At 57.1% G+C, this 12,950-nt stretch carries 9 protein-coding genes; 2 read left to right on the plus strand and 7 right to left on the minus strand.

Annotated features, from left to right (window positions below; translation table 11 throughout):
- Window positions 1-403: 403 nt before the first annotated feature.
- Window positions 404-3,106, minus strand: coding sequence for an HTH-type transcriptional regulator MalT (gene malT, locus ACXKZD_RS22725; protein WP_033760251.1), 2,703 nt, complete (start codon window positions 3,104-3,106; stop codon window positions 404-406).
- 282 nt (window positions 3,107-3,388) lie between these two features.
- On the opposite strand from malT, the gene malP reads away from it, so the two are divergent.
- Together malP and malQ are read left to right on the plus strand one after the other, a co-directional pair.
- A complete protein-coding gene (gene malP, locus ACXKZD_RS22730; protein ID WP_488982260.1) occupies window positions 3,389-5,791 on the plus strand; it encodes a maltodextrin phosphorylase in 2,403 nt (800 codons plus the stop codon).
- 8 nt (window positions 5,792-5,799) lie between these two features.
- Window positions 5,800-7,875: a 4-alpha-glucanotransferase gene (gene malQ, locus ACXKZD_RS22735; RefSeq protein WP_488982261.1), complete on the plus strand. Its 2,076-nt coding sequence runs from the start codon at window positions 5,800-5,802 to the stop codon at window positions 7,873-7,875.
- A 189-nt stretch (window positions 7,876-8,064) separates the two neighbouring features.
- Here the strand turns inward: malQ and ACXKZD_RS22740 are convergent, their stop codons facing one another.
- The 6 genes from ACXKZD_RS22740 to malK form a co-directional block, all read right to left on the minus strand.
- Window positions 8,065-8,535, minus strand: a complete 471-nt coding sequence (locus ACXKZD_RS22740; protein ID WP_064690735.1) for a type II toxin-antitoxin system YhaV family toxin — start codon at window positions 8,533-8,535, stop codon at window positions 8,065-8,067.
- Between the two features lie 6 nt (window positions 8,536-8,541).
- Window positions 8,542-8,886, minus strand: coding sequence for a type II toxin-antitoxin system PrlF family antitoxin (locus ACXKZD_RS22745; RefSeq protein WP_033773852.1), 345 nt, complete (start codon window positions 8,884-8,886; stop codon window positions 8,542-8,544).
- A gap of 99 nt (window positions 8,887-8,985) precedes the next feature.
- On the minus strand, window positions 8,986-9,201 hold the full coding sequence (locus ACXKZD_RS22750) for a type II toxin-antitoxin system Phd/YefM family antitoxin (RefSeq protein WP_488982262.1): 216 nt from the start codon (window positions 9,199-9,201) through the stop codon (window positions 8,986-8,988).
- Between the two features lie 188 nt (window positions 9,202-9,389).
- Window positions 9,390-10,328 (minus strand): maltose operon protein MalM, encoded by a 939-nt coding sequence (gene malM / locus ACXKZD_RS22755; RefSeq protein ID WP_488982263.1) that lies wholly within the window; start codon window positions 10,326-10,328, stop codon window positions 9,390-9,392.
- A 102-nt stretch (window positions 10,329-10,430) separates the two neighbouring features.
- A complete protein-coding gene (locus tag ACXKZD_RS22760) occupies window positions 10,431-11,732 on the minus strand; it encodes a maltoporin (protein ID WP_033760237.1) in 1,302 nt (433 codons plus the stop codon).
- Window positions 11,733-11,775: 43 nt separating this feature from the next.
- A complete protein-coding gene (gene malK / locus ACXKZD_RS22765; RefSeq protein ID WP_010247360.1) occupies window positions 11,776-12,885 on the minus strand; it encodes a maltose/maltodextrin ABC transporter ATP-binding protein MalK in 1,110 nt (369 codons plus the stop codon).
- Window positions 12,886-12,950 lie beyond the last annotated feature (65 nt).

Genomic DNA, 12,950 nt, shown 5'->3' on the forward strand with positions numbered 1-12,950 from the left:
TTTTCATAAGCAGGGAATGACAATCCTGAACTCAAAAAAAAGCAAAAGCATATATCATTTTCTATAATTCATCTGACTTTTAAGAGGTATGGTAAGGGGACACTGTTTAACCACTCAGAATTAATTTTCCTGAACCTCAGAAATCCGTAATTTCAGGAAGCACTACCCTAACTGCTGCAGGCGGGACCTCGCGGGGCTGAATAAAGGTGAAGCCCGTAACGCGCTGATGCATGCGATATTTATGCACCGGCTGGAAGAAATCAGGGCCCGAAATCCGGCAAATCAGAGCTGCATGTTGCGCAGTAAAGTAACTGCCCCGCTTCCCATTGATACAGACCGCCTGTTTCGACGGTGTGCTGACATGCGGCAGAGCGGGCTAAAGCCGCCCTGTAAACGCCTGTCGTCAGACATATCCCATCATTTTCAGCAGCGACTGCACCTGATTCATCGCTTCGCTGCGATGGGTGACGCCCAGCTTCTGATAGAGATTGCGGATGTGGGTTTTGATGGTGGTGGAGGCCACCGCCAGCTCACCGGCGATTTGATCGTTGCTGTAGCCCGAATAGATCAATCCCAGCACCTGCCATTCACGCTGCGTCAGCGGACTGGTTCGGATCAGCTCCGGCACGTCAGGATGGTTAAGCAAACGGCTGACAAAGCCTTCATCGAAATGGGCGAATTTGTGACGGTGATATTTATTGATCTCCAGCAGGATGCGCCGGGCGCGGTGGCTGTCCAGCTCATTCAGGGTATTCAGCTGAATCAATTGCCGCAGCTGCTGCGCCATCATCTCGCCTTCAATCACAAAATGGCTGATAAAACCGGTGCTGCGCGCCAGTTTCAGCGCCTCTATCAGGACACGCTGCGCCTCCGCTTTACGGTCGGTCTGCCAGTAGATCTGATTCAGCAGCAGCAGATTACGGTTTAAATCGCTCATCAGGCGCAGGGCACGGGCATTCTCATTCAGCTCCTCCAGCACCACTTCCGCCTGGCTGACATCACCCAGCAGGATCTGCGCGCGGGCGATGTTCCGCCATTGTCCCTGCAGAAAATGGTTATTGGCGAAGGCGGGTTTAGGCGTCTGCCGCATCCAGTCACGGGCGTTCTGGCTGTCGCCGGTCAACTGCCAGTAAATGACCCGGACTTTGTCGGCATTGGCTATCCAGTCGCTGTGCCAGTTGCCATTGTTCAGCAGGTTTTCCAGCCGGTTCAGGTAGCTGCGGGCGTTATCCAGATTGCCACGTGCCAGTGAGCACTGCACCAGCAATCCCAGACACTGAATCTGCTGCTGCGGCTGGAAACCGTTCAGTACCTTGATGCCTTCCCGGGCCGCTTGCTCCGCCTCTTCCAGTCGTCCCCAGGCCCACAGCAACTGAGCGCGAATGCGCAGCAGAAACTCATGCAGCGGGAACTGAGCCAGGTGCTGCTCGTCGACCAGCACAAAGGCGCGGCTCTGGATCTCATAGGCTGCCTGCAAAAAGCCCTGAGCAAACAGAATCTCGCTCTGCTGAATCAGGCTCCAGAGGGCGTAGTGCCACACTTCATCGCGCCGCGCCATCTGTTCGGTCTGCCGCATCAGCTTGAGTGAATCATCCAGCTCGCCTTTGCAGTGCATCACTTCACCATGCACTGAGGTTGCCACAATGCGGCTGTAGTGACGGCTCGCTGGCAGAGTGTCAAGCGCCACTTTCGCCAGCCGCTCCGCTTCGTCGGTATTGCCATCGTTAATCGCCACCTGGGCGCGCAACGCATTAAATTCACCACGCAGTGCTGCATCGATCTCGCAGCGGCTGGCCTGTTCAAAACGCGCCAGCAGACTGTCGACTTCGGAGAAGCGATGCTGACTCTGCATCAGCCACGCCTGCAGCAGCACCAGCATTGGATTTTCCAGCATCATCTCCCACGGCAGTGCTTTCAGGGAGTTCTCCAGCAGCGGCAACTCGCTCTGATTAAACAGCGTCCAGGCGTGCTTCAGCAGCACGTCCCGCAGCATAGTGGCGTCGCCAGAGGCGAGCGCATGATGAATCGCCTCGCCGGGAAAGCCCTGCGCCATCCAGCTCTCTGCCGCAGCCCGATGCAGCGCGGGCAGCTCCGCCGCCAGTTCCCACTGGCAGCGCTGACGCAGGAAGTTACCAAACAGCGGATGGTAGCTGAACCAGCAGCCGGAATCGTCCATGCGCTGCAGAAACAGACCCTGACGCTCAATCTCTTCCAGCCGCATCTGGCCGTTCTCTTCGCGGGTGACACAGGCGATCAGTTCATCGTTCATTGAACGCAGCAGCGCGGTTTTCAGTAAGAAATGACGGGTAGGCAGATCGACGTTATCCAGGACTTCTTCAACAAGATAATCGGAGAGGTGGCTGGCATTAATGCCAGAGAGACGCCGGGCGGAATGCTGAGCCGAACTGGCCCCCTGTCGCGCCGACAGTACGATCAGTTGCAGCGCCGTAGCCCAGCCCGCTACATCATCACAGAGTCGGCTGCTCTCTTCGCTTTCCAGCGGGGCCGCCAGTCGGCAGTCAAAAAACTGTCGTGCCTCCTGGTGGGTAAAAGCCAGCTGCTGGCTGCCCAGCTCAATCAGTTGCTCACGCACCCGCAGGTTGGCGATACCGAGTTGCGGCAGGTTGCGTGACATCAGAATCAGCGTCAGATTTTCAGGCTGATGGCGCAGGAAAAAGCGCATCGCGTCGTGGATCACCGGATTGGTAATCAGATGGTAGTCATCAACGATCAGCCACAGCGGCTGCTGCCACTCCACCAGCTCGATAAAGAGCTGAGAAAACAGGGCGTTGAGATTCACATACTGCCGCTTCTGCGCCAGCAGTTCACTGCGCGGACAGCCACCGTGGGTGGCCTGTTGCAGTGCAGCGATCAGGTAATCGGCAAAGCGCTCCGGCTGATTATCGCCCTCATCTAAAGAAACCCACCCCAGATCGCTTTTCCCTGCCGCCCACTGCGACACCAGTGTGGTTTTACCGTAGCCCGCCGGACTGGTGACCAGCACCAGCCGATAGTTACCTGCAGCGGTGAGCTTTTGCAGCAATCTCTCCCGAATCACAGTGCCTTCAAGACGCACCGGGCGGCTGAGTTTAGCGGGTATTAACATGGGCGCGCGTTTCTCCATTTGTCGAGCGCATCATTATTTTACGCTTCGTAATTATTCCTTACACAGGTTCAGCATTTCGTCAGATGAATGCAAGCAAACCCATTAATTAAACTTTACAAAAGCGTGCGCAATCACACTCCTTCAATGATTTCGGATTAGCCTCATCCTCTCCACCCTCCCCATCCTCCTCCGCTAATTCTTTGCAGGAGGATGAGCGAGGGTTTCCGCGCGGGCAGACTGTCGCCACATTGATCCATTTTCCGTTTTCACAGGACATCAACCATGACACAGCCCGATTTCAACCCGATTCAGTTCAATGCTGCCCTGACCCGTCAGTGGCAGCGTTTTGGCCTGCGCGATGCGCAGGAGATGACCACGACACAGTGGTGGCAGGCACTCAGCGGTGCGCTGGCCGATATGCTGGCCGCGCAGCCTGCTCCCCCAGCCCCGACAGAACTGCGCCATGTTAACTATCTGTCGATGGAGTTTTTGATCGGTCGCCTGACCGGCAACAACCTGCTGAACCTGGGCTGGTATGACGCGGTCAACGAGGCCCTGGCCGCCTGGGATATCTCACTCACTGACGTGCTGGAAACCGAAACGGATCCGGCGCTGGGTAATGGCGGCCTGGGTCGTCTGGCAGCCTGTTTCCTGGATTCCATGGCGAATGTGGGTCAGCCCGCTACGGGCTACGGTCTGAACTATCAGTACGGTCTGTTCCGCCAGCGCTTCGAACAGGGCGCGCAGATTGAAGGCCCGGATGACTGGCAGCGCGACCGCTATCCGTGGTTTAACCACAACGCCGCGCTTAACGTGCGGGTCGGGCTGGGCGGTAAAGTGGTGACGGTTGCGGGTCAGCCACAGTGGCAACCGGCGTTTGAACTGCTCGGCGAAGCCTGGGATCTGCCGGTGGTGGGTTATCAGAATGGTATCAGCCAGCCACTGCGTCTTTGGCAGGCGAAACATGCCCAGCCGTTTAACCTTGATCGCTTCAACGACGGCGACTTTCTGCGCGCGGAGCAACAGGGTATTGATGCTGAAAAACTGACTAAAGTGCTCTACCCCAATGACAATCATCAGAACGGTAAAAAACTGCGTCTGATGCAGCAATATTTTCAGTGCGCCTGTGCGCTGGCAGACATTCTGCGTCGCCATCATCGGGCCGGACGCAGCATCGAAACCCTGGCCGATCATGAAGTGATCCAGCTTAATGACACCCATCCGACGCTGGCCATCCCGGAGCTGATGCGTCTGCTGCTGGATGAGCATCAGCTGAGCTGGGATCGCGCCTGGCAGATCACACAGCACACTTTTGCCTACACCAATCACACCCTGATGCCGGAAGCGCTGGAGTGCTGGGATGTGCGTCTGGTGCGCAGTCTGCTGCCGCGCCATATGATGATCATCAATACCCTGAACGCGCAGCTAAAAACGGCTGTCACCGCGCGCTGGCCGGACGATGAAGCGAAGTGGGCCAGACTGGCACTGGTGCATAATAACCAGCTGCGGATGGCGAACCTCTGCGTGACCAGCGGGTTCGCGGTCAACGGTGTGGCGGCGCTGCACTCGAAACTGGTGGTGCAGGATCTCTTCCCGGAATATCACCAGATGTGGCCAGAGAAATTTCACAACGTGACCAACGGCATTACGCCGCGCCGCTGGATCAATCAGTGCAACCCGGCGCTGAGTGCCCTGATCACCCGGACATTGCAAAAACCCTGGCTGAACGATCTCGATGCCTTGCAGGGGCTGGAAGCCTTTGCGGATGACGCCGCCTTCTGCGCGGAATATCGCGCCATCAAGCAGCGGAACAAAGTCTCGCTGGCGCACTGGGTGAAACAGCGGACCGGCATTGAGATTGACCCCACCGCGCTGTTTGACGTGCAGATCAAACGACTGCATGAGTACAAACGCCAGCATCTGAGCCTGCTGCACATCATTGCGCTGTGGCAGACGCTGGTCACCGATCCGCAGGCTAACCGGACGCCGCGCGTGGTGCTGTTTGGTGCCAAAGCCGCGCCCGGCTATGCACTGGCGAAAAACATCATCTATGCCATCAACAAAGTGGCCGAGGTGATCAATCAGGATCCCCGTATCGGTGACCGGCTGAAAGTCGTGTTTATTCCCGATTACAACGTCTCCGTCGCCGAGCGGCTGATTCCCGCCGCCGACCTTTCCGAGCAGATCTCCACTGCCGGTAAAGAAGCGTCCGGCACCGGTAATATGAAGCTGGCGCTGAATGGCGCACTGACCATCGGCACACTGGATGGAGCGAACGTTGAGATCGCTGAGCAGGTTGGCAGCGAGAACATCTTTATCTTCGGGCATACCGTGGAACAGGTGGTGGCGTTAAAAGCAGACGGTTATGCCCCGGCGCAGTGGCGCAAGAAAGATTCGCAGCTCAATCAGGTCTTACTGGCGCTGGAAGATGGCACCTTCAGCCAGGGCGACTGCCACGCCTTTGATGCGATGTTGCAGAGTCTCGGCCCGGAAGGCGGTGATCCCTATCTGGTACTGGCTGACTTCCAGCCCTACCTTGACGCACAGGCGCAGGTAGAAGCGCTGTGGAGCGATCAGGAGGCCTGGACACGTGCCACCATCCTCAATACCGCACGCTGTGGCATGTTCAGCTCCGATCGCGCTATCCGCGATTACCAGCAGCGCATCTGGCAAGCGAAACGCTAAGGAACGCCATGAAAACAGATCCGGTTATGGACGATTTCTCCCGGGCGGGCATCGCCGCTGAGTATATCAATGCTCACGGCAAGCCACAGGCGATCCCGACCCTGACCCGCCAGCGTTTGCTGGCGGTGATGCAGCCTTCCCATCCGCTGAGCACGCCGCTGCCACCGGTGGTGATTTTTCGCAGCGGCGATCTTCTGAGCCTGTCGCCACAGCTCGCTGACGATGCCCACTGGCATCTCACCAGTGAAGCGGGTGAAATCAGCTCAGGTCGCTGCCAGCCCGCTCAGCCGCTGCATCTGCCGCCGCTGCCTGAAGGCTATCATGAGCTGACGCTGCAACAGGGTGCGCAGCAGTGGTCGTGCCGGATAATAATTGCCCCGGCCCGCTGTTATGAACCCCCGGCCCTGCTGGCAGGTGAGTCAATATGGGGCGCCTGCGTGCAGCTCTATACCCTGCGCTCGGCGGAGAACTGGGGAATCGGCGACTTTGGCGATCTGCGCCGGATGCTGCCGGAGGTGGCCGCACGCGGCGGCGCGTTTATCGGTCTTAACCCTATCCATGCGCTGTTTCCCTCCAGCCCGGAGAGTGCCAGCCCTTACAGCCCCTCGTCCCGGCGCTGGCTTAATGTGCTCTACATCGATGTGGGCGCAGTCGCTGATTTCCGGCAGAGCACTGCCGCTCAGGCCTGGCGGCAACGTCCGGAAACAGAACAGGCGCTGGAACAGGCTCGTGCAGCAGATTGGGTGGATTATGCGGCGGTGACCCGGCTGAAAATTGACGCGCTGAGACTGGCGTGGCCGCAGTTTACTCAGCGCGACGCCAGCGATCCCGAGGTGCAGGCGTTTAATAGATTTATACGTGAAGGAGGCGAGAGTCTTCAGCATCAGGCGCTGTTTGATGCGCTGCACGCCGATCAGATAGCACAGGATAGTGATCGCTGGGGCTGGCCGGTGTGGCCGGAGGCGTTGCAGGATCCCGGCAGTCCGGCCGTGCAGGCCTTCCTGCAACAGCACGCCGATCAGGTGCGCTTCTGGCTCTGGCTGCAGTGGCTGGCCGCGAAGCAGTTTGCCGACTGCTGGGACATCTGCCAGCAGCAGCAGATGCCGATTGGACTTTACCGCGATCTGGCGGTGGGTGTTGCGCAGGGTGGTGCAGAGACCTGGAGCGAGCGCGATCTCTACTGCATGGATGCCAGCATCGGTGCGCCGCCCGATATTCTCGGCCCGCGCGGCCAGGACTGGGGATTGCCGCCCATGGATCCGCAGGTGATGCGTCAGCGCGCCTGGGAGCCGTGGATCGCCCTGCTGCGCGCTAACATGCGGCACTGCGGCGCACTGCGCATTGACCATGTGATGGCGCTAATGCGGCTGTGGTGGATTCCGGCCGGTGATAGCGCGATGCACGGTGCCTACGTGCACTATCCCATCGACGATCTGCTGGCGATTCTGGCGCTGGAAAGTCAGCGTCATCGCTGCATGGTCATTGGCGAAGATCTCGGTACGGTGCCGGAAGCGATTGTCGATAAGCTGCGTGATGGCGGGGTCTACTCCTATAAGGTGCTCTATTTTGAGCAGGAGTCAGCCCACAGTTTTCGTCCGCCCGCCGAATGGCCACGACAGGCAATGGCGGTCGCGACCACTCACGATCTTCCGACGCTGCGTGGCTGGTGGCAGAGCGATGATTTGACCACCGGCGCACAACTCGGCCTCTATCCCGACAAGGTGGTGCTGGCCGGGCTATATCAGGATCGGCTGCGAGCGAAGCAGGCGCTGCTGCAGAGTCTGCATCGGGTTGGTGCCCTGCCGAAACGTGCCGGACGCGATGCACCTCGCACCGGCATGAGCAAGGCATTAAACCGGGCGATGCAGCGCTATCTGGCTGACAGTCACAGCGCCCTGCTGGGACTGCAACCGGAGGACTGGCTGGATATGGCGGTGCCGGTCAATATTCCGGGCACCAGCGATGAATATCCGAACTGGCGACGCAAGCTCAGCGCCACGCTGGAAACGCTGTTCAGCGATCCTGCCACTGACACGCTGCTGCGTGATCTGACGGCACGCCGGAAGCGACTACTGCGCAATTGAAGGTCAACGCGCGACTCAGACTCGTCTCTGACGCAGCCTGTTTTACATAATTTTCAGTTATTACAACGTGCGGGCCGGCAACGGCTCGCACTCTGCTACTGTAATCAGCGCCTCTCAACAGTGATAAGATCACCCTGAGCACGAGCGTCTGAAAAAAGCACACCGGATTCTGTTCAGGATTTAATGAACTTAAGAATTTATCTTCGCCCAATCCTGAGATTGCTTTAACAGCAATGCCCAGTCGTCAGGTGGATAGCCGTTATGCAACATTCCTGAAAATACTTTATAGGCGTCACGCTTACTGCCATAAGCACGTTTGGTCTCAGCGTCATTCATCCATGCAAGGATGATGGTTTTATGTTGCTCGCTGAATCTAAAGAACAAACGATACTGCATCAAAAACTTTGCACGGAACCAATGCTTATTTTGTTCTCCCAGCGTATCGCCCTGGCGAAACTTTGCCTGATGTGGATCGGCGCAAATCTCACTATTGATAACTTTAAACACAGCGGCTAAAAGCTTAGTCGTCGCTTTTCGCTGGTAACTTTCAGGATATTTAGCCCTGAGTAACTCCACTTCATTGGTCAGCGCAATCAGCTGCGATTCAAAACAGGGATGAACATAAACGTGCCATCCATTTATAACCGTGCTGTCTTCCATACTTAATTACTCATCGTCCATGAGTGGAGCATCCAAATCAACGTCCATACCTTCGGTCAACGATGTAATGCGAGTTAATAATCCTCGATCCAGCGTTTTAATATTTGCAGGTGTGTTGCGTATGTCAGCAGCAAGAAAACTCAGAAAGCTCGCCATCACTGGATCATCATCAGTCACCGTTTCCTGACGGGTAATAAGGACTTTGCCGCCCGGCAGAACAGCGTATTCGATATTCTCACCAGGCTGCAGATTCATCGCATCACGAACTGCGGCAGGGATAGTGGTCTGGCTGCGCGCTGTCAGTTTTGATGAAGCACGCAGAGAGATGTTTGCATGAGTCAGAGTTCCCATTGCGGATTCTCACTAGAAAAAAACAAGATAGCGCAACAGTAATGCAAGTGCATTGGCAATGCAAATGCATTGATCGCGATAAGAGCGAATGTTTTGTTACTAAGTCTTCATTAAAAGTTTCTGATTACGCTTTTCCGTATCGACTGAAAAATTGGCACCCTGTTTTATTTCCTGCCAGACATCAAACTCTTCGCGACTGATAAGCACAGCAGCAGAGCCGCCCCGGCGGGTGATAATCACAGACTCACCCGCCCTCACGATATCCATGATTTCAGCAAGATATTTTCGGGCCTGTGTTGTCGTGTAACTTCGCATATAGCCTCCAGAAAAGTCATCCCTGAAACAGCTTAGTTAGCCTATATTCATCAAACGCTATTGCCCACAGCATGACTTACGCAATGCGTAAAACCACGCAAAAAAATCATGCAATCAGGATCTCTGCAACAAAAAAAGGTGCGCCGCAGCGCACCAGATGGAACAACATCAGTATTGTCGGGGCAGCTTCACCCCTTGCCTTTAACACTACTGATAAAGGTCTGCCGTGCAGAGGTGGAACCCAGCCGCTCGGCTTCATCCAGCAGTTTCAGCGCCTTATCGATATTACCGCTGTTCACTGCCTGTCTGATCTTCTGGTTAAAGTAACTCTCGGTGTCGCTCATGATCGGTTCCGCACGGGCTTTTGGCGCGGGCGCTGCGGCGGGTGCAGGCGCCGGTGCTGCGCTGTACGCTGCCGCAGGTGCGGTATTGCCGACGGTCACCGCGCTCGGGCCGGATGAACCAAACAGCGGCCCGACCAGAATGGATGAGCCGGAACTGGTCTGCATCTTCAGCTTGATCGTGCCTTTCCGGCTGTGGCGGGCGACGGGATCGGGAATATCCGGTACCGCATGACCGGTGCCCTGGGCGTAGGCCTTGGCCGGGTCAAGCAGCGTGGTGGTTTGTGTCAGATCGCTGTCGGTGGTGAACACCAGCAGGTAGATTTTTTGCTGACCCAGCGCCGGGGTTAATTTCATCACCCCTTCCAGCCGATCTGCCGCCATCACGCCCGGCTTCTGATAGGTAAAGTAGCGGCTGGGAAACCAGGCCGCAGGACGCAGGTTTTCATCCAGCACCAGCACGTTCGGTGCGAAAACCTGACCGTTCGCCACTTCACTGCTCAGCGTCAGCGTCAGTTCGCCGATATTGGCGGGCAGACTGTAGGCCGCGACCGGACCGGCAATGTGTGGCGCATTCAGCGTCTGTCCGCTGTTAGCGAGTTTTGTGGTCTGTGTCTGAGAAGCAGCCAGCGGTTGCCAGCTCAGGCGTTGCAGTGTTTCGGGTGCCACGACCGGTGCGGACGAGAGATCCTGCGGCACCAGATTGACATCCGCCAGGGCGGGAAGCGCATGTCCTGTCAGTAACACCGCACTCAGGCAGAGTGCAGCCAGTTTTTTCATTTTCATTATGTCTACCTTATTGCAGGTCGCGGCGTGAACCAGGCAATGGCACACCGCGACCAAAGAGATCCATCAGGCGCAGGCGCGCCTGTCAGAAAAGGTGCTGGTTTACCACCAGATTTCCATCTGCGCGCCGAAGGTCACTTCATCGTCTTTACCACGGCTGTTAGTCAGGATGCCGTTACCGCTGGTGTCCGCAGAGGCGAAGGTGGTGAGATCGCCTGAGTTATCTTTGTTGTAGCCCCACTTTTCATCCCATTTAGCGTAGGTCGCGAACAGACGCAGAGCCGGACGTGACCAGATGCTGTCGCCCGCCTGCCACTGCTGCGCCAGCGTCACTTTGTACTGGCCGTTGCGTTCGTTAGCCTGCTGCGATTTGACGTTGTCGTAGCCCAGTTCCAGCAACGTGCTCATAATCGGCGTCCATTTGTACATCGGGCGCACACCCACGGTGTACCACTCGGTGCCACGGTTGTTGTCCAGATCGATATTCTGGTACATGGCGACGTACATCAGATCCCAGCGTTCCGCCAGCGAGATCGCACCGTGGTCGAGGATGCGGTACATGTCACCATTGTTGTTGAGGCTGGTGCCCTGCGGCACGCCTTTGCCCTGAGAGGTCAGCGCATCGGTGGCATACTGCAGTACGAATTTGTTATAGCCCTTCAGCATGCTCTGGGTATGTTCAGCAGTGAACATCCAGCCATCTTTAGAGGCCCCCTCTTCCAGACGGTAGTCGTCACGGGCATTAGCGCGACCGTAGTCGACACCCAGCTCCAGCACGCCGTTGGTGTTGGTTTCCAGACCGGCCAGACGCACATCAAACACGTCGTTGGCAGTACTGGTGGCGAAGTCACGGATACGATCGCTGGAGAAGGTGTAAGAGCCGCCCGCTTCAGATGAACGGGTTGCGGCGAAAGAGAGTTTACCGAAGCCGAGATCGACATCTTCCAGACCGGCACCCGGACCGGAAATATCCCAGTAGTAGAAGTCGATCATATGGACGTCATGACGCTGATAGAAACGCTTACCGGCCCAGATGGTAGAGCCTGGCAGCGCGTCGATCAGGTTTTTACCTTTTACGTTGGCTTCACGGAAGGCGGGCGATGTGGCTTCCCAGTCATTCTGCTGTGCCACGGAGTAAGCCACGTTGGTGTCGAAATAGAAGCTTTTGTCGCCCTCTTTCCACACTTCCTGGCCTAATTTCAGTTCGGCGTAGGTTTCACATTCGTTGCCCAGACGGTATTTACTTTGGGCACCGGTGGCCTGGAAACATTGCTGTTCACCACCGCTGCCGGTCCAGCCAATGCCGGAACGGGCGTAACCGGTAAAATCAACCGCCATCGTCGGGGCGGAGAGGGTTCCCACCGCGACGGCAACGGCGATGGGAAGTTTGCGCAGAGTTAACATTTTCTATCTCCTGAGGTCATTGCTTTTATTGTTTTTGGCAGGGCTATACACCCGGCTCCTGATACAGCCTGCGGCACGCGCTCCCGTCCTCGCGGAACAGGTGACAACGCTCGGGCGGCAGGCCAATACCGAGGATGGCGCCCTCTTTTACCAGCACGACGTCCTCCTGGCGGTAAACCAGGTTCTGACGGATAGCGGGAATCTCGATGTGGATCTGTGTTTCATGCCCCAGCTGTTCCACCACCTGCACTTCCCCTTCCAGGGTGACGTCGGCGATATCGCTGGAGAGCAGATGTTCCGGGCGAATACCCAGTGACATGTTGCTGCCGACCTGCACACCGGCGCTGTCAACCGGCAGCCAGACCAGCTGCTGATTCGGCAGCCGCACCTGAACCTGATCGATGGCGGTGGCGGTCACTTTGACCGGCAGGAAATTCATTTTTGGTGAGCCGATAAATCCGGCGACAAAGCGGTTGGCGGGATAGTGGTAGAGCTCAAGCGGCTTGCCGACCTGCGCAATGCGTCCGGCATCCAGCACCACGATTTTGTCGGCCAGCGTCATCGCTTCGATCTGATCGTGGGTCACGTAAATCATGGTGCGCTTCAGGCGCTTATGCAGACGGGAGATCTCAATGCGCATCTGAACGCGCAGCGCGGCGTCAAGGTTCGACAGTGGTTCATCCAGCAGGAAGACGCGCGGTTCCGCCACCAGCGTGCGGCCAATCGCCACGCGCTGACGCTGCCCGCCAGAGAGGGCTTTAGGACGGCGATCGAGCAGATGCGCCAGTTGCAGAATCTCCGCCACCTGATTAACCCGCTGCTGGATCTCCGCTTTTTTCACCCCGGCCAGTTTGAGGCCAAAAGACATGTTCTCCGCCACCGACAGATGGGGATAGAGCGCATAGGACTGAAACACCATGCCGATGCCGCGTTCGGCGGGTGGCACTTCATTCATGCGCCGGTCGCCGATTAACAGCTCGCCGCTGGTGATGGTCTCCAGTCCGGCAATCATGCGCAGCAGCGTCGATTTGCCACAGCCTGATGGGCCGACGAAAACAACAAATTCCCCTTCACGAATAGTGAGATCGATATCTTTCGACACCACCGTATCGCCCCAGGCTTTCGTGACATTGCGTAACACAACGCTCGCCATGATCCCTTCCCTCTTAGCTGCATAGTCGTGTCTGCCCAGCGGCAGACGAGTTCCGGGGCTCACTA

The organism is Pantoea sp. ABR1s, assembly GCF_057812235.1.